Genomic DNA, 26072 nt, shown 5'->3' with positions numbered 1-26072 from the left:
GCCCCGGCCCCACCTCCGACCAGCCCTCGGCCGGCGTCGCGACCGCGTGGATCAGCCCCGGTACAGCCCGTTCAGCTCCCCGAAGCCGAGCGCCCCGTCGAGCTCCGTCAGCGTCCCGGCGCCCAGGAGTTCGGCGGCGGCGCGGCGGGCGGCGGTGTACGCGAGCTGGACGAGGCCGGTGCCGAGGCTGATCCGCCGCACCCCCGTGGCGGCGAGCTCGGCCACGGTCGGCCCACCCGGGACGGCCATCGCGTTCACCGGCAGCGCCGAGCGCTTGCACAGCTCGGTGAGGGCGTCGAGGTCCAGCAGCCCGGGGACGAACAGGCCGTCGGCGCCCGCCTCGGCATAGGCCTCGGCCCGCTCCAGCACGTCGTCGAGCCCGCCCAGCCCGAACAGGAAGACGTCGGTGCGGGCGTTGACCACCAGCTCCGGCAGTCCGGCCCCGGCCGCCGCCGTACGGGCCGCGCGCAGCCGCTCGGCCTGCTCGGCGACCGGGAAGAGCGGGCCGCCGACGGCCGTCGAGTCCTCCAGGTTGACGCCGGCCGCACCCGCCCCGACCAGGGCCGTCACGGTCGCGGCCACGTCGGCGGGCAGCGGCCCGTACCCGCCCTCGGCGTCGACGGTGACCGGCAGGTCCACCGCCGCGACGATCCGCCCGGCCGCCTCGACCGCCGCCGCCCGGTCGAGCCGCTGGCCGTCGCCGTGCCCGAGCGACCAGGAGACGCCGCCGCTGGTGGTGGCGACTGCCTGCGCGCCGGCCGAGGCGATCACCGCGGCGCTGCCCGCGTCCCAGGCGTTGGGCAGCAGGAGCACGCCGTCCGCGATCAGCTCGCGCAGCCGCAGCGCCCGCGCGCGGGACTCGGTGGTGGTGGGCATGGAGGCACCGGCTTTCGTACGGGATCGGTGGGGACGCAGGCATCCTGCGCCCGGCGCCGCCGCCCCTGCCAGTGATTAAGCTGGGGCTGAATCTTCCGCGGAGGGGGCCCGGATGCGTACCGAACTGCACTTCTCTGCCCAGGACTTGGCGCTGACCCGGTTCGCCGTCTCGCCGATGCAGGAGGTGGTGACCAGCCTGCGCGCCCTCGCCCACTCCCCCGTGCCGGCACTGCACCGCCGCTGGGCCGGGCGGGTCCGCGAGCGGTCGGCCGCCGCCGGGCCGGCGCTGGAACGGCTGGCCGCGCTGGTGCCGCCCACCGGCCACCTGCCGGACTTCCTCAACCCCGCCCCGACCGGCTTCTCCCCCACCCTCGCCGAGGAGCTGACCGCGATCACCGCCACCGGCGCCGGGCAGGTCCGGGTCGACCTCGACATCCTCGCCGCCGAGGCCGGCGGCCGGCTGCCGGCCCTCCTGGCGCCGCTGTACCGCGATCCGGCGGCGCAGCTGCCCCGGCTGGCCGCGGACATCGAGGCGTACTGGGAGCTGGCGCTCGCCCCGTACTGGGCCCGGATCCGCGCGCTGCTCGCGGCGGACGTCTTCCACCGCTCCCGGCAGGCCGCCGAGCACGGCACCGCGCGGATGCTGGACGAGCTGCACGAGACGGTCCGCTGGGACGGCAGCGCGCTGCGACTGGAGCAGCGGCACTGCGGGGTGACCCGGCTGAGCGCCGGGGCCGGGCTGCTGCTCCTGCCCTCGGCCTTCGCCTGGCCGCGGGTGCTCACCCGGGTCCTGCCGCCGGACCCGCCGCAGCTGATCTATCCGGCCCGCGGCACGGCCACCCTGTGGGAACGCCCGGCGGACACCACGGACCGGGCGGACGCACTGGCCGGCGTCCTCGGCCGCTCCCGCGCCCGGCTGCTGGCCGAACTGGACTCCCCGGGCTCGACCACCGAGCTGGCCCGCCGCACCGGGCTCTCCCCGGCCGGGGTCTCCCAGCACCTCACCGCCCTGCGCGCGGCGGGCCTGACCAGCGCCCACCGCGCCGGCCACGCCGTCCTCCACGCCCGTACGGCGGTGGGCGATTCCCTGTTCGACCAGGGCGGACGGGCATTCGAGTAGGACGCTCCCGGGCACCTCCGCGAGGCGTCCCGGACGATGACCTTCCGGTACGAATGGCCCCGCACGGCACACCTCGGCACACCCCCTCCTCATATGATCGGAGCGACATGCGCCATGCTTGGTGACGCAGAACACTGAACGGAACTTGCGCCGGACGGCCCACCAGCCGGACGGCCGAGAAGGAGGAAGCACGTGGACGACGTTCTGCGGCGCGCCGCACTCTTCGCGGCACTCGACGACGAACAGGCCGGCGAGCTGCGCGCTTCCATGACCGAGGTCACCCTCGCCCGTGGGGAGTCGCTGTTCCACGAGGGCGACCCGGGCGACCGGCTCTACGTCGTCGCGGAGGGCAAGGTCAAGCTGCACCGCGCCTCGCCTGACGGCCGCGAGAACATGCTGGCCGTCCTCGGCCCCAGCGAGATGATCGGCGAGCTGTCGCTGTTCGACCCCGGCCCGCGCACCGCCACGGCCAGCGCGCTGACCGAGGTCAAGCTGCTCGGCCTGGGCCACGGCGACCTGCAGCCCTGGCTGCACGCCCGCCCCGAGGTCTCCATCGCGCTGCTGCGGGCCATCGCCCGGCGGCTGCGCCGGACCAACGACGTGATGTCCGACCTGGTCTTCTCCGACGTGCCCGGCCGTGTCGCCAAGGCCCTGCTGGACCTCTCCCGGCGCTTCGGCGTGCAGTCCGACGAGGGCATCCACGTCGCCCACGACCTCACCCAGGAGGAGCTGGCCCAGCTGGTCGGCGCCTCCCGCGAGACGGTCAACAAGGCGCTCGCCGACTTCGCCGGCCGCGGCTGGCTGAAGCTGGAGGCGCGCGCGGTGGTCCTGCTGGACGTCGAGCGGCTGTCGCGCCGCTCGCGCTGACGCTGCGAGTGCACCGAGCGCACCAAGCGCTCCGAGCACCGCGAAGGGCCCGTCCGGACGGACGGGCCCTTCGGCGTTCGCGAGCCGTTCGCGGGTGGTGCGCAGGGAAGGCAGGCGTGGGCGGGCCGCCGGGCCCCGGCAGGCACGGGCCGGGTCAGTCGAGGCCCGGAATCAGCCCGTGCTCCTCCAGGTAGTCCAGCTGGGCCCGCACGGACAACTCGGCGGCCGGCCAGAGCGCCCGGTCCACGTCGGCGTAGACCCGCGCGACCACCTCGGGGGCCGTCCGGCAGCCCGTCTCGACCGCGGTCTCCACCTGGGCGAGCCGGTTGGCCCGGTGGGCCAGGTAGTAGTCGACGGCGCCGAGCGCGTCCGCCAGCACCGGGCCGTGGCCGGGCAGCACGGTCCGCACGCCGTGCTGGGCGGCCATCGTGTGCAGCCGGCGCAGCGAGTCCAGGTAGTCGCCCAGCCGGCCGTCGGGGTGCGCGACCATCGTGGTGCCGCGGCCGAGCACGGTGTCGCCGGTGAGGATCGCGCCGTCCTCCGGCAGGTGGAAGGTCAGCGAGTCCGAGGTGTGGCCGGGGGTGGCCACCACCCGCAGGTCCAGGCCGCCGACGTCCAGCCGCTGGCCGCCCACCAGGCCCTCGGAGCCCAGCCGGTGCGCCGGGTCCAGGGCCCGCACCTCGGTGCGGGTCAGCTCGGCGAACCGGGCCGCGCCCTCGGAGTGGTCGGCGTGGCCGTGGGTGAGCAGGGTCAGCGCGATCCGCTTGCCCCGCTCCTCCGCGAAGTCGATCACCCGGCGCAGGTGGCCCTCGTGCAGCGGGCCCGGATCGATCACCACGGCGAGGTCCGAGCCGGGCTCGGAGAGCAGCCAGGTGTTGGTGCCGTCCAGCGTCATGGGCGACGGATTCGGCGCCAGCACGCACAGCGCCCGAGGAGTGGCCTCGCCGCCGACGACGACGGCGGGGTCACCCGGCAGAAGGCCGCTCATGCGCCCACCTCGCTGCGCTCGGCAGCCGCTTCGCGCAACGCGCACCTCTCGATGATTCGCTCGCTCCGCTCGCTCATGCACCCACCTCGCTGCGCTCGGCAGCCGCTTCGCGCAACGCGCACCTCACGATGATTCGCTCGCTCATGTGCAGACCTCGGTGGTTCGCTCGATCACCGGCTGCTCTCTCCATCTCGGTGCAGGGCCCGCAGCGGCAGCGCCCGGACGAGGGCGCGCTGTGCCACCTCGACGAACGGGACCGGGCTGTCGCAGGCCGGGGTACGGGGGATCAGGCGTCGGGCGGGCATCTCGGGTGCCGTCCGGCGAGCCACGTCGTTGTGGGTCATCGGGCGTCGGTCCTTTCTCTGCGCGATGTGCGGTGATCCGCGGTGATCTACGGCGATCTGCGGTTCTGCGGTGGTGCGGGCGGACGGTTCAGGAGTCCTCGGGGAACTCCCCGTCGATGGTCAGCTCGTCGTACCCGGGCCAGCGGACCGTCATGCGGTCCCCCCGGACCTCGGCCCGGCCCAGGACCGGCGTCAGCGGGCGGTCGGCGGCCGCGGCCAGCGCCTCGGCGGCGGTCCGGACCTGCGACAGCTCGCGTAGCACCGTGACGGTCGGCGGCAGCATGCCGAACCGGCCCTCCTGGTACCCGCGGACCGCCTCGGCCGGGCTCAGCCAGGCGACCCGGTCGGCCTCGCCGACCTCCAGGGCGGCGCGCTGGCCGGAGGGCAGGGCGGCCACGAAGAACCAGGTGTCGTACCGGCGCTCCTCGAACTCCGGGGTCACCCAGCGGGCCCAGCCGCCCAGCAGGTCGCTGCGCAGCACCAGGCCGTGGTCGCGCAGGAACTCGGCGAAGGACAACTCGTGCGCCTCCAGCGCGGCCCGCTCGGCGGACCAGTCGCGGGGCGCGGCGACGCTGTCCGCGTCCGGGCCGGCGAGCAGCACGCCGGCCTCCTCGAAGGTCTCGCGGACGGCCGCGCAGACCACCGCCCGGGCCGTCCGGGCGTCCACCCCGAGCCGGCGCGCCCACTCCTCGGGCGACGGCCCGGCCCAGCCCGGCTCGAGCTCGGCGTCCCGCGGGTCCACGCCGCCGCCCGGGTAGGCGTACATGCCGGCCGCGAAGGCCATCGAGGTGCGTCGGCGCAGCAGGTAGGCCTCCGGCCCGGCGGCGGCGTCGCGCAGCAGCACGACGGTCGCGGCGGGCCTGGGCACCGGCGGGGTCAGCACGCCGGAGTCGACCGCCCGGATCCGGGCGGGCCAACCGGGCGGCATCGGGAGCGTCGTGGCTCGATGGTCCATGCCCGGATGCTAAGCGCACGGAGGCGGGGTTGGACAGGCCCAACCCCGCCTCGACGATCACACTCAGCCGGTCGTGACCCGCACCTGCAGCTCGACCTCGACCGGGGCGTCCAGCGGCAGCACCGCGACGCCGACGGCGCTGCGGGCGTGCACGCCCGCGACACCCAGCACCTTGCCCAGCAGCTCGCTGGCGCCGTTGACGACGGCCGGCTGACCGGTGAAGTCGGGGGCGGAGGCGACGAAGCCGACGACCTTGACGACCCGCTCGATCCGGTCCAGGTCGCCGATCACCGACTTCACGGCGGCCAGGGCGTTCAGCGCGCAGATCTGCGCGAGCTCCTTGGCCTCCTCCGGGGACACCTCGGCGCCGACCTTGCCGGTGCTGACCAGCTTGCCCTCGACCACCGGGAGCTGGCCGGAGGTGAACACGAACTCACCGGACCGCACGGCCGGCACGTACGCGGCGACCGGGGCGGCCACCTCGGGCAGGGTCAGGCCCAGCTCGGCGAGCTTCGCCTCCACGGCGCTCATGCGTTCTTCTCCCGCTTGAAGTAGGCCACCAGCTGCTCCGGGTTCGGGCCGGGCACGACCTGGACGAGCTCCCAGCCGTCCTCGCCGAAGTTGTCCAGGATCTGCTTGGTGGCGTGCACCAGCAGGGGCGCCGTCATGTATTCCCACTTGGTCATGGCCAGACTCTAGACGAGCCGCCGAGGCGATCGGCTCCCCCGGGCGGGCGGCGTGTGAGGTGGGGCACAAAGAGGGCATGATCAGGCCTGGCAACCCAGGTGCTCCGGGCATCCGGTGCGGTCCCTGGTTACCCTCGCGAGAGGGCACCCTGGTGAGGGGCACCCTCGGCAGGAGGGGACGCCCGTAGGACGGAGACGGACGGAGACGGAGCGTGGCACGCACCCCCGGCCAGGCGGACCGGCGCGACCCCGACTGGGAGGGCGTCCGGCTGCACGTGGTCAGCGGCAAGGGCGGCACCGGGAAGACCACGCTGGCCGCGGCGCTGGCCCTGGCGCTCGCCGCGGACGGCGGGCGGGTGCTGCTGATCGAGGTCGAGGGGCGGCAGGGCATCGCCGAGCTCTTCGGGATCGCCGCCCTCCCGTACGAGGAACGCCGGATCGCCTCGGCCTCCCGCGCCCAGCTGGGGCTGCCCGCCGGGGAGGCCGGCGCCGGCGAGGTGTTCGCGCTGGCGATCGACACCGAGCAGGCGCTGCTGGAGTACCTGGAGATGTTCTACAAGCTCGGCCGGGCCGGCAAGGCGCTGCAGAAGGTCGGCTTCGTGGACTTCGCCACCACCGTCGCGCCCGGCGTCCGGGACGTCCTGCTCACCGGCAAGGCCTGCGAGGCGACCCGGCGCAAGGACCCGGACGGCCGGCGGCGCTACGACGCGGTGGTGATGGACGCACCGCCGACCGGACGGCTGACCCGGTTCCTGAACGTCAACGCCGAAGTCGCCGGGCTGGCCAGGATCGGCCCGATACACACCCAGGCGCAGGCCGTGATGCGGGTGCTGAAGTCCCCGGAGACCGCGGTGCACCTGGTCACCCTGCTGGAGGAGATGCCGGTGCAGGAGACGGTCGACGGCATCGGGGAGCTGCGCGAGGCCAGGCTCCCGGTGGGCGGGGTGATCGTCAACATGGTCCGGCCCCCGCTGCTGGACGCGGCGGCGGTGGCCGCGGTGGACGGCGACCACCGCGAGGACGTCGCCCTGGCGCTCGGGGAGGCCGGGCTCGGCGGCCGCTCGCGCAAGCCGGAGACGGTCCGGGCGGCGGTGGAGCCGCTGCTCGACCCGCTGCTGGAACAGGCCAGGGAACACGCCGAGCGGGTCGAGCTGGAGCGCGCGCAGCGCACCGACCTGCAGCAGCTGCGCATCCCGACGTACGAACTTCCGCTGCTGGGTGAGGGCGTGGACCTCGGCGCGCTGTACCGGCTGGCGGGCGAACTGAAGCGGCAGGGGGCGGCATGAGCACCGGCGGCACGGGCACCGGCGGGGTGCGGAGCACCGGGAAGCGGCTCGCGGTGGACGAGCTGATCGACGACCCGAAGACCAGGATCGTCGTCTGCTGCGGCTCGGGCGGCGTCGGCAAGACGACCACCGCCGCGGCGATCGGCCTGCGGGCCGCCGAACGCGGCCGCAAGGTCGTCGTGCTGACCATCGATCCGGCCCGCCGGCTCGCCCAGTCGATGGGCCTGACCGAGCTGGACAACACCCCCCGGGTGGTCAAGGGGGTGACCGGCGAGGGGGAGCTCCAGGCCATGATGCTGGACATGAAGCGGACCTTCGACGAGGTCGTGCTGGCCCACGCCGAGCCCGAACGGGCCAGGGCGATCATGGAGAACCCCTTCTACCAGTCCCTGTCGGCCGGCTTCGCGGGCACGCAGGAGTACATGGCGATGGAGAAGCTGGGGCAGCTGCGCGCCGCCGAGGAGTGGGACCTGATCGTCGTGGACACCCCGCCGTCCCGCTCGGCACTGGACTTCCTGGACGCCCCCAACCGGCTCGGGTCCTTCCTGGACGGCCGGGTGATCCGGATCCTGACCGCCCCGGCCAAGGTCGGCGGGCGCAGCGCGATGCGGTTCCTGAACGCCGGGATGGGCCTGCTCACCGGCACCCTGGGCAAGATCTTCGGCGCCCAGCTGCTCACCGACGTGCAGACCTTCGTCAGCGCGATGGACTCGATGTTCGGCGGCTTCCGCGAGCGCGCCGACCGCACGTACCAGCTGCTCAAGGCGCCGGGCACGGCGTTCCTGGTGGTGGCCGCGCCGGAGCGGGACGCGCTGCGCGAGGCGGCGTACTTCGTCGACCGGCTGGCCGCGGACCGGATGCCGCTGGCCGGGCTGGTGCTCAACCGGGTGCACGGCACGGGCGCCCCGCAGCTCACCGCGGAGCGGGCGCTGGCGGCGGCCGAGGCCCTGGAGGAGAACGGCTCGGAGCACTCCTCGCCGGAGGCGGAGCTGCTCGCGGCCGGGCTGCTGAGGCTGCACGCCGAGCGGATGCAGATCATGGGGCGGGAGCGCCGCACCCGCGACCGCTTCGTCTCGGTCTACCCGGACGTGCCGATCGTGGAGGTCCCGGCGCTGCCGGGCGACGTGCACGACCTGGAGGGGCTGCGGGCCATCGGGGACCGGCTCAGCGGGGCGTCGTAGCGCGGTGCTGCACCGGGCGGCGCCGCTCCTGGCCGACCAGGGCTCGGCCTGCGGCGCTGCGGCCGGGGCTCGGCGCGGTGGCGGTGCCGGGCCGGGCTCAGCCCGCCTGGGCGTAGTCCGTCAGTATCACGCCGGTCGCGAGGGACTCCTCGTACTCGGTGCGGGCCGTCTCCAGCAGCCTCCGCCACGACATGACCGTCGGGCGGCGGCGCAGCAGCGCCCGGCGCTCGCGCTCCGTCATCCCGCCCCAGACCCCGAACTCCACCCGGTTGTCCAGGGCGTCCGCGAGGCACTCCGTCCGCACGGGGCAGCCGCTGCAGACCGCCTTCGCGCGGTTCTGTGCCGCCCCCTGGACGAACAGTTCGTCCGGATCACTCGTGCGGCAGGCGGCCTGCGCACTCCAGTCGTCAACCCAGCCCATCCCGGCGCCGTCCTCTCCCGTATTCGAGGCTCCCCCACGGCGGCAACGGCATATTCACCGTTGCCAGTTGAGGACGTTACGGAAGAACGACAGCTTGCAACAGCCCCTTCAGGCTCAATCTCGAATGACCCAATCGGACTATGGGTATCGGTCAGCTCACTCGTTGGAGTGATCGCAGGTCGCACGACTTGCCGACTGTGGCGGCCGTACTCTCGCCACAGGTGTCATCACTCAGCGCAACGGTTCACACGGGTACAGCAGGCCACAGCTGCCTCAAAACCCGGCCATGCCTGGGCGATTCGGGCAAGTCTCTCCACCCACAAGAGTGAATGATGTTGACGCAGCGAAGCTGTCGCAAGCTTGTGACAAGCCTAGGCGAACACCTGCCCCGATGTGCGGGATTCCGGGACGTAGGGTTCTCCTCATGGCACCGAAGCGCCCCCAGGCACCCCAGCCCCCAGGCAACACCGGAGCTCCGCGCGGCAGGACCGGCGGATCACCGTTGGACCACGTCGGCAACGGCGTGAAGTTCCTGGGCGTCAGCGTGCTCTCCGGAGTCCTGCTGGCCGGCCTCGCCCTGCCCGCCGTGGGCGCCATCGGGCTGACCGCCAAGGACACGGCGGAGAGCTTCGACAACATCCCCGACGACTTCAAGACGCCGCCGCTCACCCAGGCCACCCAGATCTTCGACGCCAAGGGCGGCCTGATCGCCAAGGTCTACGAGCGCGACCGCACCGTTCTCACCGCCGACCAGATGTCGCCGTTCATGCGGCAGGCCCAGGTGGACATCGAGGACGCCCGCTTCTACGAGCACGGCGCCGTCGACCTCAAGGGCATCCTCCGCGCGGTCAGCAAGAACGCCGAGAGCGGCACCACCTCGCAGGGCGCCTCGACGCTGACCCAGCAGTACGTGAAGAACGTCAACGTGGAGAAGGCCGGCGACGACCAGGCGGCCGTCCTGGAGGCCCAGCGCAAGACCCTGGGCCGCAAGATCCAGGAGCTCAAGGTCGCCATCAAGCTGGAGGAGGACCTGAGCAAGGACCAGATCCTCACCAACTACCTCAACATCACCTTCTACGGCCACCAGGCCTACGGGGTCGAGGCCGCCTCCCAGCGCTACTTCAGCAAGAGCAACAAGGACCTGACCATCGCCGAGTCAGCCACCCTGGCCGGCCTGGTGCAGAACCCGTCGCAGTACGACCCGGTGCGCTACCCCGAGAACACGGTCAAGCGCCGCAACGTCGTGATCGACAAGATGCTCGAAAACAAGCACATCACCGCCGACCAGGCCAAGGAGGCCAAGGCCGCCCCGCTGGGCCTGAAGTACAAGGACCCGCAGAACGGCTGCATCACCGCCCAGGCCGGCATGGGCTTCTTCTGCGACTACGTCCGCCACGTGATCAAGCAGGACCCGGCCTTCGGCAAGAGCGCCGAGGAGCGCAAGAAGCTCTGGGACACCGGCGGCCTGAACATCTACACCACCCTGGACCCGGACAAGCAGGCCGCGGCCCAGAACGCGGTGACCAAGCTGGTGTACGTCACCGACCCGGTGTCGGCCGCCGCGACCATGATGGAGCCGGGCACCGGCAAGATCCTCGCGATGGCCCAGACCCGCCCGTACGGCCTGGACACCAACAAGAACCAGACCGTCGTCAACCTCAACGTCGACGCGGCGATGGGCGGCGGCAACGGCTTCCAGCCCGGATCGACCTTCAAGCCGATCGTGGCCGCCGCCGCCCTGGAGTCCGGGATCCCGCCGACCCAGCAGTACAAGTCGGAGAACCGCATCGAGTGGCCGACGGTGAAGACCTGCGAGGGCACCTGGAAGAACATGGAGAAGGGCAAGGCCCGGACCGTGCCCAACGAGTCCGAGAACGAGAAGGGCCCGTACGACCTCAAGACGGCGATGGCCATGTCGGTCAACACCTACTTCGTCGAGATGGAGGCCGACATGGGCCTCTGCCCGGTGAAGCAGATGGCCAACAAGCTCGGCATCACCGCCAAGGCGAGCGGCAAGCCGCTCGAAGAGGTCCCCTCGATGGGTCTCGGCGTGCAGGAGATGTCCCCGCTGACCATGGCGAACGTCTACGCGACCTTCGCCGCGCGCGGCAAGTACTGCACCCCGATCGCCATCAACAAGATCACCACGGTGGACGGCAAGGACGTGCCGGTCCCGCAGTCGGCGTGCAGCCAGGCCTTCTCCGAGCAGACCGCCGACGCACTGAACACCGTGCTGAGCGGTGTGACCGAGAAGGGCACCGGTAAGGACCTCGGTCTGGAGGACGGCCGCCCGATCGCCGGCAAGACCGGTACCTCGGACGAGAAGCGCGCCGCCTGGTTCAGCGGCTACACCCCGCAGCTGGCCACCTCGGTCTGGCTCGGCGGCCCGGCCGGCGGTGTGCCGATGAAGAACATCAAGATCGGCCCGACGCCCTTCACCGAGGTCTTCGGCGCCACCGGCCCCGGCCCGATCTGGCGCATGGCGATGAACCAGGCCCTGAAGGGCGCCCCGGTGCAGCAGCTGCCCACGGCGAGCATCCCGGACATGCCCAAGCCCGACCCCAACCCGGCCACCCCGCCGGCCGACCCGAACGCCCAGCCCCAGCAGCCGGCCGGCAACCCGCCGCCGCCGGTCGCGAACCCCGGCGGTGGCAACAATGCCGGCGGGATGATCGGCGGCGGGTTCACCTTCCCGCCGGGCGTCATCGGCGGCGGCAACGGGAACAACGGCGGGAAGCACGGCGGCGGCAACGGCTGACCGCCCGCCCGGGCCCTCGGGTCTACCGAGCCCTCGGGTCCACCGGGCCCTCGGAACAGAGCGAAGGGGCGTCCTCCGGTTCGGAGGACGCCCCTTCGGCGTCTTGCTGCGTGACGGCCAGTCAGCCATGGGTGGCCCCCGCCCCCGCAGGGCCTCCGGGGGGCGCCCGGGACCGCCCGGGGACGCCCGGGGCCGCCCGGGGTCAGGACAGCGCGGCCTTCACGGCGGCGGCGACCCGACCGCCCTCGGCCAGCCCCTCCACCTGGGGCTTCACCAGCTTCATCACGGCGCCCATCGCCTGCGGACCGGTCGCCCCGGTCTCCGCCACGGCGGCGGCCACGATTCCGGCCAGCTCCTCGTCGGACAGCTGCTTGGGGAGGTAGGCCGCGAGCAGCTCGCCCTCCGCCCGCTCCCGGGCCGCCTGGTCGGTGCGGCCGGCACCGTCGAAGGCCTCGGCGGCCTCCCGGCGCTTCTTCGCCTCGCGGCCGATCACCTTCAGCACCTCGGCGTCGGACAGCTCGCGCTTCTGCTTGCCCGCCACCTCCTCGCTGGTGACGGCGGCCAGCGTGAGCCGCACGGTGGACGCGCGCAGCTCGTCCCGGTCCCTGATCGCAGCCGTGAGGTCTTCCTGCAGCTGCTCCTTGAGCGTTGTCATTTCCTCTTCTTATCCTTCGGCTGTAGGAGTCTCAACCAGGTTTCCACCGGGCATCCACTGCGGTTTGCACAGGTGACCGAGTATGCCCCGTCAGGGGCGGCCGACCGGCGCGTGACGACGCGCCCGCCAACGGGCGCTGCCCGCGGGCGACCCGGTCACCGTAACCCGTATACCCGGTTACACCTATCCTGCTCCCATGACCGACGGAGACCATCGGAACGCCACCCCGCCAGGGCTGCTCCTCACCACCCCCACGGGCACCGGCTTCCACTTCGACCCCGGCGCCCTCTGCCTCGAACTGCTCACCACCGGCGGCCCCGGCCCGTACGCCCGCTACGAGGTCCTGCACCGGCCCGCCGACCTCACCGCCTGGCTCCCGCAGTCCCGGCTGCGACTGCCCGCCGACACCATCCGGGTGACCGCCGAAGAACTGGCCGCCGCCCGCACCCTGCGCGACGCGCTCTGGCGCCTCGCCGCCGCCCGCGCCCACGGCGAAACCGGCGCCGCCGAGGACTACGCCACCCTCAACCAGGCCGCCGAGCACCCCCCGCTCGTCCCCCGGATCGCCCCGGACGGCACCGCCGCCGCCCCGGCGCCCGCCGACGGCTCCCAGCTGGTCTCCACCCTCGCCCGGGACGCCATCGCCCTGCTCACCGGCCCGTACGCGGACCGGATCCGCGAGTGCGGCGCGCACAACTGCCAACTGGTCTTCGTCGACACCTCCCGGCCCGGCCGGCGGCGCTGGTGCTCGATGGAACGCTGCGGCAACCGCCACAAGGTCCGCGCCCTGCGCGCCCGCCGCGAAACCGAGGAACCCCCGCACCCCCTCCAGCCCTCCCCCGCCCCCTCCTCCGGGCGTTCACCGGCTGATCCACCGTCTGAGAGCATGGGCTGATGCGACCGCTGTACTCCGTTCCCCTCGGCATCGCCGCCGCCGGCGCCGCCTGCCTCGCCTACTCCGCCGGGTACGAGGTCCGGGCCTTCCGCCTCCGCCGGGTCGAGGTCCCCGTCCTCCCGCACGGCGCCCGGCCCCTCCGGATCCTGCAGGTGTCCGACATCCACATGGTGAGCGGGCAGGGCAAGAAGCAGCGCTGGCTGAAGAGCCTGGCCGGCCTGCGCCCCGACCTCGTGGTCAACACCGGCGACAACCTCTCCGACCCGCTCGGCGTCCCGGCCGCCCTCGACGCGCTCGGACCGCTCATGGAGTTCCCGGGCGTCTACGTCTTCGGCTCCAACGACTACTACGGCCCGGCCCGCAAGAACCCGGCCCGCTACCTCCAGGCCATGCGCAGCGGCGTCCACGGCATGAACAACCCGGACGGCTCCGCCCGCCGCGGCATCACCGGCGCCGTCCACAACCCCTGGGAGAAGCTCCGCGACGGCTTCGACGCGGCCGGCTGGCTCAACCTCACCAACACCCGCGGCCGCCTCACCCTGAACGGCCTCGACCTGGAGCTCACCGGCCTCGACGACCCGCACATCCGCCGCGACCGCTACAGCGAGGTCGCCGGCGGCCCCTCCCCCGACGCCGACCTCTCCCTCGCCGTCGTCCACGCGCCCTACCTGCGCGTCCTCGACGCCTTCACCGCCGACCGCTACCCGCTGATCCTCGCCGGCCACACCCACGGCGGCCAGCTCTGCATCCCCTTCTACGGCGCCCTGGTCACCAACTGCGACATCGACACCCGCCGGGTCAAGGGCCTCTCCACCCACACCGCCGGCGGCCACCGCTCCCACCTCCACGTCTCCGCCGGCTGCGGCACCAACCGCTACACCCCCGTCCGCTTCGCCTGCCCCCCGAAGCCACCCTCCTCACCCTCACCCCGGCCCCCCGCTGACCCCCACCGGACGCCCGCCCGAAACCGGATTTCGTGTCTCGGCGAGCGTCCGGTAGAGTTCTACTCGTTGCGACGGAGACAGAGCAACAAACCGCAGGACCGGGGTGTGGCGCAGCTTGGTAGCGCGCTTCGTTCGGGACGAAGAGGCCGTGGGTTCAAATCCCGCCACCCCGACCCAGTGCAGAGGGCCCATCGGAGAGATCCGATGGGCCCTCTGACGTTGTGTGCCCCGCCGCCCCGGCGCCTCATCACCCGGCCGTCGTGCCGTCAGCCCCGCGGGCCCGCTGCCCGGGCCTCATCGACCGCGGGTCCGCCACCCCACCACCCGGTGCCCCGCCGCCCCGGCGCCTCATCACCCGGCCGTCGTGCCGTCAGCCCCGCGGGCCCGCTGCCCGGGCCTCATCGACCGCGGGTCCGCCACCCCACCACCCGGTGCCCCGCCGGGTGCGTCTCGCGACGGCACGGGGGTTCAGGGGATTCGATCGGGCAGGAGGCCGGGTCCTCGGATCGGCTGTACGCGGCAAGGCGTCGGCCAGCAGGTGCCGGCCGACGCCTTGATCAGAATGCTGTGCTCTACGCCGCCTAGTACGAGTCGTCCTCGTCGCTGTCGGGGTCGTCGCTGTCGATGAAGCCGGCCTGGGTGTCCGGCTCGTTCTTCACCAGCGTGATGTACGCCTCGTGCGCGGCGTCCTTCGCCTTCTTCCACTCGTCGTGGCTGCCGAAGGGGTGGGGTGGCGGTGAGACCGTGGAGGCCTGGAGCTCGGCGGCGGCTTCCCTCGCGATCTCCAGCGCGAAGGCGAGGCGCTCGCGGTTCGCGCGGTCCCGGTCCTCCGGGCGTTCGGGGCGGTTCCGGGCGTGGCGGGTCTCCTGCTGCTTGAGGAAGCCTGCCATCGCCTTACCGGGGTTGGCGATCTCGAAGAGTCGGCCCTCGTTGAGCCGCTGGGGCTTGAGCGTCTCGACGGTCTCCCCCGTGATGATGACCGTCCCGTCCTCCTTGATGTCCGGGATGTTGTACTCATGCGTGGGCAGCTCGGGGTTCCAACAGGCCCAGGCCATGGCGAGCGTCCGCAGACCGTGCTGGTGGCCCGCCAGGTCGCTGAGGATCACCGGCGGGACGCCGCGGTAGGGGGTGGTGCCCTCGTAGAACTTGGACTCTCGGTCCCGGGTGAGGTACCCGTCCATGATCAGGGCGTAGCCGCCGCCGATCATCAGCGTGGTCTTGGCCGCAACGTTGCCGGCCAGCGCCATCTCCAAGAGCTCGGCGGGCGCCTTGTAGACCGGCGTCCAGTGGGCGCCGGCCACGGCGTCGGTGAGGTAGCCGCCGTCCCCGAAGGCATTGCGGGCGGTCTGCAGGGAAGAGGGCTTGTGACTGCCCTTCTCCCTGCGGCTCTTGGCCTGGCGAACGTCGCGGTCGACGACGACACCGAGCATGAAGCTGAACTGCTTGGTGGTGACGGCGCGGCGGGCCATGATGTTGCGGATCTCGGCCTTTGCCGCGCGGAACGCAGCACCGCTGGTGAGGCAGTGCGTGGTGTAGATCGCACGCCAGACCGGGGAGGCGTCGGGGCTACCGATCAGCCCGGGGAGGGCGGTGAGCGGGGTGGCCCCCGTGATGATGTCGGACTGCACCCGGGTCAGCACGCCGCGGGCGACGAGGGCATCGATGACCTGGTTGGCGATGTTGTGCCACATCGCGTCCTGGGTCCAGGGATTCTTCTCCAGGTGCTCGCCGGCGACGAGGTTCTCCACCATCGTCACGAAGGAGAAGGTGGACGCCGGGGCGCTCCCGGTCAGGGGCTGGGTGATCACTGGCCGACCTCCAGGGTGTTGCCGTTGTGGGCGCCGACGACCAGGCGGATAGGCACGGTCGCTGCCTGGCCGACCCGGACGACCTGGTCGGTCAGCCCGCGCTGGTGGGCGGTGTTGTAGGTGACGACCTCGTCGCGGACGGTCCGGCGAAGGCTGTTCGGGTCGCGGAGGAGGTCCTCCACCACGGCGTCCGCCGTGCCTTCGTTGGACCGGCCGGTGCGGGTTTTCGCGGCGGACGAGAGCCGCGAGATGCCGTCCACGACGACCGGCAGAACCCGGGAGGGCGAACCGTCGGTGAAGGTGACCCGGACCAGGATGACCAGGAGCGGCTCGGACACGCCGCGCTGCATGATCGAGTCGGAGTAGTCGGACTTCGGCGTGTTCAGGGTGCTGACGACGGTTTCGCGGACCAGCTCGGCGAGCTCCTTCGGGGTGGAGAACTCGCAGCGGGCCTGGGCGAGGGGGTGGCCGTCCTCGTTGTGGGCGTCGAGCAGCCGGGGGGCGGGCACCGACAGGGACATGGCCGCGATCCGCGGCTGGTAGAGCGGGAAGAGCATCCGGGTCCAGGCCCGGCACTCGATGACGTCCAGCGTGCCGCCCGGGACCGCCACCTGGCTGAGGAGGGAGACACCGTTCGACTGCTCGGTGACCAGCAGGGCGGCCCGCTCGGGTTCGACCTGCAGTGCCGCAGCGGCCTTGCGTGCGTCCTCGTCGAGGTTCGTGCGGGCGTTCTTCTCCAGCCGAATCGCGACCTTGCGCAGTGCCGCGGTGGCCGGCACCTCCGGCAGCGGATGGGGCCGACGGGTGATGCTCAGCGCCTCCAGGTCGTGCTCCACCTGGGCAGGGAGCTCGATGGGGGGCTGGGAGTCCTGCGGCTCACGGAAGAGCAGGTTGTGGTGCTCGGTCACTGGGATTGCCCATCGTGACACCGCCGTGCAGCCGAGTTGCTGCGACGGCTTCAGCGACGCGACGCCGAAAAGGAGAAGCAGAGTCGTCCGCCCACGGAGGGATCCGTCGCCGACGGCGTGCTCCGTGGCGCCTGCCACGTCTCTCGACAGCAGAACCTTCACCGTTGGTTGACGCGGGCCCCTTGCCCGTCTCGACCGTTCGGATCGCAGTGCCCTGCGGGGCCACCCGGATTCGGAGGTCCAGGTGTCGTGCTGTCGCGCCGACGCGGATCGACGCAGGAAGAGGTCTACTCGCACATGTGTTTGTGTGTCAACTGCCGCCAGCGCCATGGCGACGTACCGTCAGTTTCTCGTCAGCCAGCATCTGGAGGCCCGGGCCGCCGGTCCGCTCGGGCGGTCGCGAGGCGTAGACGTGACCCCCGATCACCTGATTCCCTCGGGTCCTCATGGCGGAACCGAACCGACCCTGTGCCCGTTGCGCGGTACGGAGGTCGCCCCCTGGACAACGGTTCCTTGACGCTGAGAGGCCCGGATTTGCTCGAAGTCACCCCTTCCACCGCACTCACCGCCTTCGACGGCTTCGACGGCTTCGACGGCTTCGGAGCCGTGCCGGGAATAGAGGTCGGGCGCATCTTCATCAATCGACAGGCCCTCGCCCAGGCCAAAGTCCACCGACAGACACAAGCAGGAATCTGCGGTACGGCAGAACTCGGCGCCGAGTCCATCGTCATCTCAGGGGGTTATGAGGACGACGAGGACCACGGCGACGTCATCGTCTACACCGGCCAGGGTGGACGGGATCCGAACACGCAGCGACAGGTGCGAAACCAAGAACTCACGCGCGGTAACGCAGCCCTCGTAACCAGCCAGACGACGGGGACGCCGGTACGGGTGGTCCGTGCGGTGAAGCAAATCCCAAAGCGATCCGCCAATCCGAACTACCGCTACGACGGGCTCTTCCATGTCGTGGACTCCTGGCACGACATCGGCCGGTCTGGCTTCCGAATTTGGCGCTATCGGCTGGTGCAGCTCGATTCCACCAAGGCGGTCATTCCCGAGCCGACCCTCGTGGAACCCGTTGGCCGGCCACGCCCTACGCGTACCGAAGCAATGGTCCAGCGGATCGTCCGAAGCACCAAGGTGGCGAACTACGTGAAGCAGGCACATGACTTCACCTGCCAGGTGTGCGGCGAGAGACTTCGCACACCGACTGGTGGATATGCCGAAGCAGCTCACATCCGCGGATTGGGCCAGCCGCACAATGGTCCCGATGTCGCTGGCAACGTGCTGTGCCTCTGCCCCAATCACCACACCCTGTTCGACTTCGGCATGTTGACCATCACGGACGATCTGACCATTACGGACCACGCTGCGGGTACAGAACTCGGAAAACTGCGCGAGGCCCCCAACCACCAGGTGGATCTGACTCATCTGGCCTACCACCGGGAGCACTATTCCGAAGGATGGAAGCACTCCACGGACCGATCACCTGACGTCGACTCCCAGACGTGAACTGACTGGGCCCTGCCGAACTCCATTCGGCAGGGCCCCGTTCGAGAGTGGGATGTCTGAGGGATTTCAGAGGACGGTGGTGAGTTCGGTGCGGGAGGTGATGTTGAGCTTCGGGTAGGCCTTGTAGAGGTGGTGGGCGACGGTTCGGGGGCTGAGGAAGAGCTGGGCGGCGATGTCTCGGTTGGTGAGGCCCTGGGCGGCGAGGCGGGCGATCTGGAGTTCCTGGGGGGTGAGGGGGGACTGCGGGGCGGTGCCGGTGGGGGTGGGGGCCGGGGTGCCGGTGGCGGAGAGCTCGGTGCGGGCGCGGGCGGCCCAGGGGTGGGCGGCGAGGCGGTCGAAGGTTTCCAGGGCGGCGCGCAGGTGGGGGCGGGCGTCGGTGCGGCGGCGGGTGCGGCGCAGCCATTCGCCGTAGAGGAGGGCGGTGCGGGCCTGTTCGAAGGGGCGGTGGGCCGTTTCGTGCAGGTCGAGGGCGGCGCGGTAGGCGGGTTCGGCGAGTTCGTCGGGGCCGAGCAGGGCCTGGCAGCGCAGCCGGAGGGCTTCGGCCCACGGGCGGTCGGCGGCGGCCGTCCAGCGGGCGAAGCGCTCGTACGGTTCGGCGGCGCGGTCGGGGGTGCCGAGGCGGACGGCGGCCTCGACCAGGTCGGGGACGGCCCGGGTGGCGCTGACGTGGTGCCGGTGCGGGCCGGTGGTGAGGGTGTGGAGGCGGTCGGCGGCGTCGCCGGCGCGACCGTGGCCGAGGTCGAGCAGGGCGAGCGACCACTGGACCCAGGGGAGGCCGGCCGCGGGGGCGGCGGTCTGCGGGCCGGTGGTGGCGAGGGCGGTGGCGGCGAGTTCGGTGCACTGCTCGCTGCGGCCGTCGAGCGCGGCGAGGTGGGCGAGCAGCGCGGCGAGTTGGCTGACCCACTGGTGCTGGCCGGTGTCCCGGGCGAGGGTGAGGGCTTCGGTGGCGGTGACTTCGGCGTCGCGGTGGCGGCCGTGGAAGAGTTCGGCTTCGGCGAGGAAGAACTGCAGCGTCGGCATCACCCCGAGGGTGCCCTTGGCGCGGGCTTCGGCGACCAGTTCGGCTCCGAGTTCGGCGGTCTCCTCGTCGCGGCCGAGGATCAGGGCGGCTCCGCACAGTTGGACCAGGTCGACGGGGCTCTCGGCGCCGGCCCGGCGGGCGGCTTCGGCGGTCTCCCGGGCGGTGGGCAGCGGCTCCGCGGGCCGGCCGAGGGCCGGGAGGACGGCGGCGGGCAGGTGGCGGGCGAGCGGGGCGAGCGGGTGGCCGTCGGCGAGCGGGAGGGCGGCGAGGCGGTCGAGGACGGCGACGACCGGTTCCTCGCCCGCGTACCAGGCGGTGTGGAAGGCCTGGAACAGCATCCGGGCGGCGTACACCGGGTCGATGCCGGTGCCGGCCGCGTCGAGCAGCAGCCGGTAGGCGGTCGGGTGGGAGCCGCGCCAGAAGTGCGCGGTGGCCCGGACCTGGTCGAGCAGGGCGTGCGCCAGGGTGTCCTCGGTACGGGCGGCGGCCTCGTCGGCGAGCGCTTCGGCCCGTACCAACTCGCCTTCCTCGGTGGCCGCTTCGGCGGCCAGGACGAGCCGGCGGGTGGCGGTGTCGCGGTCCGGGGTGAGCCGGGCGGCGCGCTCGTACGCGGCGGCGCCACCGCGGCCGCCCCGGCGTTCGGCCCGGACGGCGGCGCGCTCCAGCGCGTCGGCGAGGTCGGCGTCGGGGGCGGTGGCGGCCAGGGCGAGGTGCCAGGTGCGGCGGTCGCCGTCGGGCAGGGCGTCGGCGACGGCCCGGTGGACGGCCGACTTCTGGTGGTGCGGCGCGCGTTGGACGATCGCCGAGCGCAGCAGCGGGTGCCGGAAGGCGATCCGGCGATCGCCGGTGACCGTCACCAGCCCCGACTCCTCGGCGGGAGCGAGGTGTTCGGCGGTGACGCCGAGCGCGGCCGCGGCGGGCAGGACGACGTCGAGTTCGCCGCTCTCCTCGGCGGCGGCGACGAGGAGCAGGGTCTGGGTCGCCGCGGGCAGGCCGGTGACCTGGCCGTGGAAGGCGATCAGCAGTCGGCTGGTGAGCGGGAGGCCGCCCGGCGCGGGGGCCTGCGGCCCTGCGGCGACCGGGAGTTCGGTGAGCGCCAGCGGGTTGCCGGCGGCCTCGGCGAGCAGCCGGTCGCGGACGGCGGCGGGCAGCTCGGAGCCGGCCCGCCGGGTCAGCAGCCGGGTGGCGTCGGCCTGGTCCAGGGCGGTCACTTCCAGCTCGGGGAGGCCGAGCCGGCGCTCCACCGACACGCCGACGCCCCCGGCGCCGGCACCGGCACCAGCATGGCTGCGGGCAGCGAGCAGCAGCGCCACCCCCTCGGCCTGGAGCCGACGGGCGGCGAGCAGCAGCGCGTCCAGTGAGGCCCGGTCCAGCCACTGCACATCGTCCAGGACGCACAACAGCGGCTGCTCGGTGGCGAGTTCGGCGAGCAGACCGAGCGTGGCGAGCCCGACCAGCAGCCGGTCGGCCGGCCCGCTGCTCCCGGCCCCGCCGTCGGCCGACCCGCCACCGACGCCACCCTCGGCCAGCCCGAACGCCGCCTCCAGGGCCCGCCGTTGCGGACCCGGCAGGGCGTCCAGCCGGTCCAGGCCGGGCGCGAGCAGCAGGCTCAGCCCGGCGTACGGCAGCTCGGCCTCGTACTCGACGCCCGCCGCCCGGACCACCCGGAACGCCTCCCCCGCCCGCGCGACCGCGTCGTCCAGCAACGCGGTCTTGCCGATCCCGGCCTCGCCGCGGAGCAGCAGGACACCGCTGCGCCCCGCCCGCGCCGCGTCCAACAGCCCGTCCACGGCGGCCTGTTCGCCTTCCCTCCCGTACAGCATGGCCCCGACCCTACCGAGCCGAGCCTCCGGCAGCTCCGCCGGGACCTACGTACTCCCATGCCCATACGTGACGGATTCGCCGCCGCCCGCCCGTCCCTACCTTGGTGAGCACCGGACCGAACGACCGGCCGACCACCCACCGGACCACGGGAGATGACGATGACCGAGATCACCACCGCCGCCCTCCAGCAGCTCGCCGAGCGCTACCTCGCGGTGTGGAACGAGACCGACCTGGCGGCCCGCCGCAAGCTGATCGACGAGGTGTGGTCCGAGGACGGCCGCTACACCGACCCGCTGGCGGCGGTCGCCGGCCGGGACGCGATCGACGCGTTGATCGGTGCGGCCCAGGCGCAGTTCCCGGGGCTGGAGTTCACCCTCGGGCCGGTGGACGCGCACCACGACATCGCCCGCTTCACCTGGAACCTCGGCCCGGCCGGCGCGGAGCCGGTGGTGATCGGCTTCGACGTGCTGACGGCCACCCCGGACGGCCGGATCGGCGCGGTGTACGGCTTCCTCGACCGCGTGCCGGGCGCCTGAGGCCCACGGCCGCAGGAAACCAGCGCCCAACCCGAGGGGCGAGCCCTCCCCGGCCCGCCCCTCCCCGGCAGGCCCGCCCCTCCCCGGCAGGCCCGTCCATCCCCGACAGGCATGCCCCGACCCCCGTGAGGAGAGCCCGAGATGACCACCTCCCTGCGTACTCGGCGACCCGCCCCCAGCCCACCCCCACCCGCCGCGCCGCAGGCCCCCAAAGGGCTGCTGCCGGTCGTTCTGACCGCCACCTTCATGACGACCCTCGACATCTTCGTCGTCAACGTCGCCCTCCCCTCCCTCCAGGCCGACCTCGGCGCCGGCCCCGCCGTCGTCCAGTGGGTGATGGCCGGGTTCAGCCTGGCCCTCGCGGCCGGCCTGGTGACCGCCGGCCGCCTCGGCGACCGGTACGGCCGCCGGCGGATGTTCGGGCTCGGCCTGGCCCTCTTCACCCTCGCCTCGGCCGGCTGCGGCCTCGCCCCGACCGCCGCCACGCTGGTCGGTGCCCGGGTGCTGCAGGGCCTGGCGGCGGCGCTGATGGGCCCGCAGGTGCTGACGATCCTGCGGACCGCGTTCGCCGGCGCGGAGCAGACGCGGGCCTTCGCCCGGTACGGGCTGACCATGGGCGTCGGCGGGGTGTTCGGCCAGCTGATCGGCGGCTTGCTGATCCGCGCGGACCTGTTCGGCCTCGGCTGGCGCAGCTGCTTCCTGATCAACCTGCCGATCGGCCTGGCCGCCCTCGTCATGGTCCGCCGCTGCCTGCCGGAGTCCCGCGCCCCGCAGCGGCCCGGCCTGGACCCGGTCGGCGTGGTGCTGGCGACCGCCTCGCTGACCGCCCTGCTGCTGCCGCTGATCCAGGGCCCGCAGCTGGGCTGGCCGGTGTGGACCCACCTCTGCCTGGGCGCCTCGGTCGCCCTGCTCGCCGCCTTCGCCGTGCACCAGCACCACGCGACGACCACCGCCCACACCCTCACGGCCTCCACCCCGCTGGTCGACACCCGCCTCTTCCGCAGCCGCGCCTTCAGCGCCGGCGTGCTCGCCCAACTCGCCTTCTGGCTCGGCCAGGGCTCCTTCTTCCTGGTGCTCGCCCTGCACCTGCAGTTCGGCCGCGGGCTGGACGCGCTCGGCGCCGGCCTGGTCTTCACCGCGATCGGCGTCGGCTACCTGATCACCTCCAACGCCACCCACCGGGTCACCGCCCGCCTGGGCGACCGCGGCACGATCACGGTCGGCGGCCTGCTGATGACCGCCGGGCTGGCCCTGCTCGCCCTCTCCGCGTACGCCGCCTCCGGCGCCCACAGCGCCGCGGACGGCAGTGTCTGGTGGCTGGCGCCCGGCCTGTTCGTGGACGGCCTCGGCATGGGCCTGGTGATCGCCCCGGTCACCTCCGTCGTCCTGGAGGGCGTCGACCCGGGCCTGACCGGCTCCGCCGCCGGGGTGGTGGCGACCGTGCAGCAGGTGGGCGGGGCGCTCGGGATCGCGCTGATCGGCCTGGTCTACTACGGCGCCGACGACGCGACCGCCGCCTTCGGCCACAGCGTCCTGGCCCTGGCGGCGCTGGAACTGCTGCTGGTGGCCCTGGTCCGACTGCTGCCGCGCAGGGGCTGACCCCTCACTGACCCCTCGCTGACCCCTCGCTGACCCGTCGTTGACCAGCCACTGACGCGCCGCTGACCAGACCCTGACCAGACCCTGACCGGCCGCTGACCGGCCGCTGACCAGACACCGACCTGCCACTGACCCCCCGCGCCCCCTCCGGGAACACCCCCGCCCCGTTCCATTCCCTCCCCCCGATCGGGTTGGATGGTCGGATGAGCGAGGAGAAGAGCGCCGTACCGGCGTGGGAGCAGCGGTTCAGGGCGGCCAGGGTGTCGCTGCCCGACTGGGCGGAGGACGCCCCCGACCGGGCGCTGTACGTGTCCAACGCGACCGGCACCTACGAGGTCTACGCCTGGGACCGCGCCACCGGCACCCACCGCCGGGTCACCGACCGCCCGAACGGCACCACCGACGCCGAGCTGTCCCCCGACGGCGCCTGGATCTGGTGGTTCGACGACAACGACGGCGACGAGTTCGGCGTCTGGCGCCGCCAGCCGTTCGAGGGCGGCCCGGACGAGGAGGCCGTGCCCGGCCTCGCCCCCTCCTACTCGGCCGGCCTGGCCCTCGGCCGGGACGGCTCCGTGGTCGTCGGCCGCTCCACCGACGAGGACGGCACCACCCTCCACCTGCGCCGCCCCGGCTCCACCGAGCCGGTCGAGATCTACCGGCACGCGGAGTACGGCGGCATCGGCGACCTCAGCCACGACGGCACGCTGCTCGCGATCGACCACACCGAGCACGGCGACGCGATGCACTCCGCGATCCGGGTCGTCCGCATCAAGGCCGACAGCACCGCGGACAGCACCGACAACACCGGCCCGACCACCGTGGAGACCGTCGCCGAACTGGACGAGGTCACCGGCCGGGACGAGCCGCGCGGCGTCGCCTGCCTCGGCTTCGCCCCGGTCGAGGGCGACACCCGGCTGCTGGTCGCCCACCAGCGCACCGGCCGCTGGGAGCCGATGATCTGGGACGTCGCCACCGGCGCCGAGACCGCGCTGCCGCTGCGCGACGAGCAGGGCCGCGAACTGCCCGGCGACGTCTCCGCGCAGTGGCGCCCCGGCGCCGAGGAACTGCTGGTGGAGCACGAGTACGAGGCGCGCAGCGAGCTGTTCTCGTACGCGCTCGCGGACGGCCGGCTCACCCGCCTGGACACCCCGCGCGGCACCGTCGGCGGCGCCACCGCCCGTCCGGACGGCACCGTCGAGTACCTGTGGTCCTCGGCGGCCGAGCCGTCCGCCGTCCGCTCCACCGCGGGGACGGTCGTGCTGCGGGCGCCCGGCGCGGTGCCGCCCGCATCGGTCCCGGTCGAGGACGTCTGGGTGGACGGGCCGGGCGGGCGGGTGCACGCCCTCGTGCAGCGGCCCGCCGGCACCAAGCCGGAGGACGGCCCGGTCCCGACCGTCTTCGAGATCCACGGCGGCCCGACCCACCACGACAGCGACTCCTTCGCCGCCGGCCCGGCCGCCTGGCTGGACCACGGCTTCGCGGTGGTCCGGGTCAACTACCGCGGTTCGACCGGCTACGGCCAGGCCTGGACCGACGCCCTGCACGAGCGGGTCGGCCTGATCGAGCTGGAGGACATCGCGGCGGTCCGGGAGTGGGCGGTGGCCAGCGGCCTCGCCGACCCGCGCCGGCTGGTGCTCACCGGCGGAAGCTGGGGCGGTTACCTGACCCTGCTGGGCCTCGGCGTCCAGCCCGACGCCTGGGCGCTCGGCGTCGCCGCCGTACCGGTCGCGGACTACCCCACCGCGTACGCCGACGAGATGGAGGCGCTCAAGTCGCTGGACCGCACGCTCTTCGGCGGCACCCCGGAGGAGGTCCCGGAGCGCTTCGCCGCCTCCTCGCCGCTGACCTACGTCGAGCAGGTGCGGGTGCCGGTGTACATCAGCGCCGGGGTCAACGACCCGCGCTGCCCGATCCGGCAGATCGAGAACTACGTCGAGCGCCTGGAGCAGCTCGGCAAGCCGCACGAGGTGTACCGGTACGACGCCGGGCACGGGTCGCTGGTGGTGGAGGAGCGGATCAAGCAGCTGCGCCTGGAGATCGACTTCGTCCGACGGCACCTGGACGCGGCTGCGGGCATGTGGTCGGCGGACAACGCCACCGTGCGCAACGAAGGCGGGGAGTCCGCGTGAGACGGGTGCTGATACTCGCGGGGGCGGTGGTGGCCGGGGCCCTGGTGCTCACCGGCTGCTCCGGATCGCACAGCGACAACGCCTCCTGCCCGCCCCCGGTCGGCCCGCCGGCGCCGACTCCCCCGGCCGCCCAGCCGACCGTTCCCACCGTGCCCGGAACGCCCACCACCCCGGCCGCCCCCGGCGCCCCCGGCACCCCCGGCATCCCCGCCACGCCGCTCGCCACCGCGCCCCGGACGAGCACCGGCGGGGCAGGGGTCTCCGTCGTGCCGGCGGCGTACGAGCCGGGCGACGGGGCGGGGGACGGCACGATCCTCGCCAAGGGCTCGAAGGGATCGAGCGGCTCGTCGGGCTCCAAGGGATCATCCGGCTCGTCCGGTTCAAGCGGCTCCTCGGGTTCCTCGGGTTCGTCGGGCTCGAAGGGGTCCGGCTCCAAGGGCTCGAAGACCGGCCGCACCGTGCACCACCACATCGACCACTACGACTCGGACACCAGCACCGGCGGCGGCCACAGCCACTGCGCCGGCAACCCGACGTCGGTGCCCCTCGGCTCGACCACACCGGCCCAGCCGCCGTCCCAGCCGCCCGTCCCCCAGCCGGCCCAGCCACCGGTCGCGACACCGACCCCGCCGCCGCTGCCCGCACCGCAGAAGCCGACGGCCGTCCCCGCCGCCCCCGGCGCACCGGCCGTCCCGGGCGCACCGGCCGCCCCGACCAAGCGCTGAGCGGCCGGTCCGCCGGTCACCGCTCCACCGGTCA

Annotated in this window: 22 protein-coding genes, 1 tRNA gene and 1 pseudogene; 13 read left to right on the top strand and 11 right to left on the bottom strand. The window is 73.2% G+C overall.

The features are described 5' to 3' along the window. Positions 1-51: 51 nt before the first annotated feature. Positions 52-876 (bottom strand): isocitrate lyase/PEP mutase family protein, encoded by an 825-nt coding sequence (locus CRP52_RS16830; RefSeq protein ID WP_097237145.1) that lies wholly within the window; start codon positions 874-876, stop codon positions 52-54. Between the two features lie 112 nt (positions 877-988). Here CRP52_RS16830 and CRP52_RS16825 point away from each other — a divergent pair, with 112 nt between their 5' ends. Both CRP52_RS16825 and CRP52_RS16820 read left to right on the top strand, forming a co-directional pair. After that, positions 989-1996 (top strand): ArsR/SmtB family transcription factor, encoded by a 1008-nt coding sequence (locus CRP52_RS16825; protein WP_097237144.1) that lies wholly within the window; start codon positions 989-991, stop codon positions 1994-1996. Between the two features lie 192 nt (positions 1997-2188). Then, positions 2189-2863, top strand: a complete 675-nt coding sequence (locus CRP52_RS16820) for a Crp/Fnr family transcriptional regulator (protein WP_030060009.1) — start codon at positions 2189-2191, stop codon at positions 2861-2863. Between the two features lie 154 nt (positions 2864-3017). On the opposite strand, the gene CRP52_RS16815 is transcribed toward CRP52_RS16820, so the two are convergent. From CRP52_RS16815 to CRP52_RS16800, 5 genes are all read right to left on the bottom strand, one after another. After that, entirely contained in the window at positions 3018-3851 is an 834-nt protein-coding gene (locus CRP52_RS16815; RefSeq protein ID WP_097237143.1) for an MBL fold metallo-hydrolase, read from the bottom strand. Between the two features lie 170 nt (positions 3852-4021). After that, a complete protein-coding gene (locus tag CRP52_RS38295) occupies positions 4022-4195 on the bottom strand; it encodes a hypothetical protein (protein WP_179852821.1) in 174 nt (57 codons plus the stop codon). Positions 4196-4283: 88 nt separating this feature from the next. After that, complete coding sequence (locus tag CRP52_RS16810) at positions 4284-5150, bottom strand: NUDIX hydrolase (protein ID WP_097237142.1); 867 nt, start codon at positions 5148-5150, stop codon at positions 4284-4286. A gap of 63 nt (positions 5151-5213) precedes the next feature. Further along, positions 5214-5681, bottom strand: coding sequence for a RidA family protein (locus CRP52_RS16805; protein WP_097237141.1), 468 nt, complete (start codon positions 5679-5681; stop codon positions 5214-5216). Then, positions 5678-5836, bottom strand: coding sequence for a DUF4177 domain-containing protein (locus CRP52_RS16800; protein WP_094743074.1), 159 nt, complete (start codon positions 5834-5836; stop codon positions 5678-5680). Before CRP52_RS16800 ends, CRP52_RS16805 begins: the two co-directional genes overlap by 4 nt. 212 nt (positions 5837-6048) lie before the next feature. On the opposite strand from CRP52_RS16800, the gene CRP52_RS16795 reads away from it, so the two are divergent. Together CRP52_RS16795 and CRP52_RS16790 are read left to right on the top strand one after the other, a co-directional pair. After that, complete coding sequence (locus CRP52_RS16795; RefSeq protein WP_097237140.1) at positions 6049-7122, top strand: ArsA-related P-loop ATPase; 1074 nt, start codon at positions 6049-6051, stop codon at positions 7120-7122. Beyond that, positions 7119-8303: an ArsA family ATPase gene (locus CRP52_RS16790; RefSeq protein WP_097237139.1), complete on the top strand. Its 1185-nt coding sequence runs from the start codon at positions 7119-7121 to the stop codon at positions 8301-8303. Before CRP52_RS16795 ends, CRP52_RS16790 begins: the two co-directional genes overlap by 4 nt. A 97-nt stretch (positions 8304-8400) precedes the next feature. Here the strand turns inward: CRP52_RS16790 and CRP52_RS16785 are convergent, their stop codons facing one another. Beyond that, entirely contained in the window at positions 8401-8724 is a 324-nt protein-coding gene (locus CRP52_RS16785) for a WhiB family transcriptional regulator (RefSeq protein WP_033333275.1), read from the bottom strand. Between the two features lie 424 nt (positions 8725-9148). On the opposite strand from CRP52_RS16785, the gene CRP52_RS16780 reads away from it, so the two are divergent. Beyond that, on the top strand, positions 9149-11482 hold the full coding sequence (locus CRP52_RS16780; RefSeq protein ID WP_097237138.1) for a transglycosylase domain-containing protein: 2334 nt from the start codon (positions 9149-9151) through the stop codon (positions 11480-11482). Between the two features lie 202 nt (positions 11483-11684). Here the strand turns inward: CRP52_RS16780 and CRP52_RS16775 are convergent, their stop codons facing one another. Next, positions 11685-12137, bottom strand: a complete 453-nt coding sequence (locus CRP52_RS16775) for a GatB/YqeY domain-containing protein (RefSeq protein ID WP_097237137.1) — start codon at positions 12135-12137, stop codon at positions 11685-11687. 196 nt (positions 12138-12333) lie between these two features. Between CRP52_RS16775 and CRP52_RS16770 the strand changes: the two genes are divergently transcribed. From CRP52_RS16770 to CRP52_RS16755, 3 genes and pseudogenes are all read left to right on the top strand, one after another. Next, a complete protein-coding gene (locus tag CRP52_RS16770) occupies positions 12334-13032 on the top strand; it encodes a CGNR zinc finger domain-containing protein (protein ID WP_097237136.1) in 699 nt (232 codons plus the stop codon). Next, positions 13032-13754, top strand: a pseudogene (locus CRP52_RS40810) (metallophosphoesterase); the annotation flags it as partial. The gene CRP52_RS16770 and the pseudogene CRP52_RS40810, both read left to right, overlap by 1 nt. A 321-nt stretch (positions 13755-14075) precedes the next feature. Then, positions 14076-14149, top strand: a tRNA-Pro gene (locus CRP52_RS16755). A 408-nt stretch (positions 14150-14557) separates the two neighbouring features. Here CRP52_RS16755 and CRP52_RS16750 read toward each other — a convergent pair. Beyond that, entirely contained in the window at positions 14558-15784 is a 1227-nt protein-coding gene (locus CRP52_RS16750) for a hypothetical protein (protein WP_097237133.1), read from the bottom strand. Continuing rightward, positions 15781-16692, bottom strand: coding sequence for a hypothetical protein (locus CRP52_RS16745; protein ID WP_097237132.1), 912 nt, complete (start codon positions 16690-16692; stop codon positions 15781-15783). The genes CRP52_RS16750 and CRP52_RS16745 overlap by 4 nt, the downstream gene beginning before the upstream one ends. Before the next feature lie 513 nt (positions 16693-17205). Here CRP52_RS16745 and CRP52_RS16740 point away from each other — a divergent pair. Further along, complete coding sequence (locus tag CRP52_RS16740; protein WP_218893095.1) at positions 17206-18204, top strand: YDG/SRA domain-containing protein; 999 nt, start codon at positions 17206-17208, stop codon at positions 18202-18204. A gap of 66 nt (positions 18205-18270) precedes the next feature. On the opposite strand, the gene CRP52_RS16735 is transcribed toward CRP52_RS16740, so the two are convergent. Then, positions 18271-21048 (bottom strand): AAA family ATPase, encoded by a 2778-nt coding sequence (locus tag CRP52_RS16735; RefSeq protein ID WP_097237130.1) that lies wholly within the window; start codon positions 21046-21048, stop codon positions 18271-18273. 159 nt (positions 21049-21207) lie between these two features. On the opposite strand from CRP52_RS16735, the gene CRP52_RS16730 reads away from it, so the two are divergent. The 4 genes from CRP52_RS16730 (at position 21208) to CRP52_RS16715 (ending at position 26038) form a co-directional block, all read left to right on the top strand. Beyond that, the gene (locus CRP52_RS16730; RefSeq protein ID WP_097237129.1) at positions 21208-21585 is read left to right on the top strand and encodes a nuclear transport factor 2 family protein; all 378 of its coding nucleotides are present in this window, start codon (positions 21208-21210) and stop codon (positions 21583-21585) included. A gap of 141 nt (positions 21586-21726) precedes the next feature. Beyond that, positions 21727-23184: an MFS transporter gene (locus CRP52_RS16725; RefSeq protein ID WP_097237128.1), complete on the top strand. Its 1458-nt coding sequence runs from the start codon at positions 21727-21729 to the stop codon at positions 23182-23184. A gap of 203 nt (positions 23185-23387) precedes the next feature. Continuing rightward, positions 23388-25313, top strand: a complete 1926-nt coding sequence (locus CRP52_RS16720) for a S9 family peptidase (protein WP_097237127.1) — start codon at positions 23388-23390, stop codon at positions 25311-25313. Further along, positions 25310-26038 (top strand): hypothetical protein, encoded by a 729-nt coding sequence (locus CRP52_RS16715; RefSeq protein ID WP_143685765.1) that lies wholly within the window; start codon positions 25310-25312, stop codon positions 26036-26038. The genes CRP52_RS16720 and CRP52_RS16715 overlap by 4 nt, the downstream gene beginning before the upstream one ends. Positions 26039-26072: the final 34 nt, after the last annotated feature.

The sequence above is a fragment of the Streptomyces sp. 1331.2 genome, assembly GCF_900199205.1.
GTDB lineage: Bacteria > Actinomycetota > Actinomycetes > Streptomycetales > Streptomycetaceae > Kitasatospora.
Note: the sequence above shows the minus strand (reverse complement) of the source record. Positions and strands in the feature narration are given on the sequence as shown.

Excerpts from the sequence above, each read along its gene's own strand:
- CRP52_RS16720 (WP_097237127.1), top strand. The coding sequence starts at position 23,388 with ATGAGCGAGGAGAAGAGCGCCGTACCGGCGTGGGAGCAGCGGTTCAGG.
- CRP52_RS16730 (WP_097237129.1), top strand. The coding sequence starts at position 21,208 with ATGACCGAGATCACCACCGCCGCCCTCCAGCAGCTCGCCGAGCGCTAC.
- CRP52_RS38295 (WP_179852821.1), bottom strand. The coding sequence starts at position 4,195 with ATGACCCACAACGACGTGGCTCGCCGGACGGCACCCGAGATGCCCGCC.
- CRP52_RS16775 (WP_097237137.1), bottom strand. The coding sequence starts at position 12,137 with ATGACAACGCTCAAGGAGCAGCTGCAGGAAGACCTCACGGCTGCGATC.
- CRP52_RS16810 (WP_097237142.1), bottom strand. The coding sequence starts at position 5,150 with ATGGACCATCGAGCCACGACGCTCCCGATGCCGCCCGGTTGGCCCGCC.
- CRP52_RS16805 (WP_097237141.1), bottom strand. The coding sequence starts at position 5,681 with ATGAGCGCCGTGGAGGCGAAGCTCGCCGAGCTGGGCCTGACCCTGCCC.
- CRP52_RS16800 (WP_094743074.1), bottom strand. The coding sequence starts at position 5,836 with ATGACCAAGTGGGAATACATGACGGCGCCCCTGCTGGTGCACGCCACC.
- CRP52_RS16770 (WP_097237136.1), top strand. The coding sequence starts at position 12,334 with ATGACCGACGGAGACCATCGGAACGCCACCCCGCCAGGGCTGCTCCTC.
- CRP52_RS16830 (WP_097237145.1), bottom strand. The coding sequence starts at position 876 with ATGCCCACCACCACCGAGTCCCGCGCGCGGGCGCTGCGGCTGCGCGAG.
- CRP52_RS16780 (WP_097237138.1), top strand. The coding sequence starts at position 9,149 with ATGGCACCGAAGCGCCCCCAGGCACCCCAGCCCCCAGGCAACACCGGA.
- CRP52_RS16725 (WP_097237128.1), top strand. The coding sequence starts at position 21,727 with ATGACCACCTCCCTGCGTACTCGGCGACCCGCCCCCAGCCCACCCCCA.
- CRP52_RS16790 (WP_097237139.1), top strand. The coding sequence starts at position 7,119 with ATGAGCACCGGCGGCACGGGCACCGGCGGGGTGCGGAGCACCGGGAAG.
- CRP52_RS16815 (WP_097237143.1), bottom strand. The coding sequence starts at position 3,851 with ATGAGCGGCCTTCTGCCGGGTGACCCCGCCGTCGTCGTCGGCGGCGAG.
- CRP52_RS16785 (WP_033333275.1), bottom strand. The coding sequence starts at position 8,724 with ATGGGCTGGGTTGACGACTGGAGTGCGCAGGCCGCCTGCCGCACGAGT.
- CRP52_RS16825 (WP_097237144.1), top strand. The coding sequence starts at position 989 with ATGCGTACCGAACTGCACTTCTCTGCCCAGGACTTGGCGCTGACCCGG.
- CRP52_RS16735 (WP_097237130.1), bottom strand. The coding sequence starts at position 21,048 with ATGCTGTACGGGAGGGAAGGCGAACAGGCCGCCGTGGACGGGCTGTTG.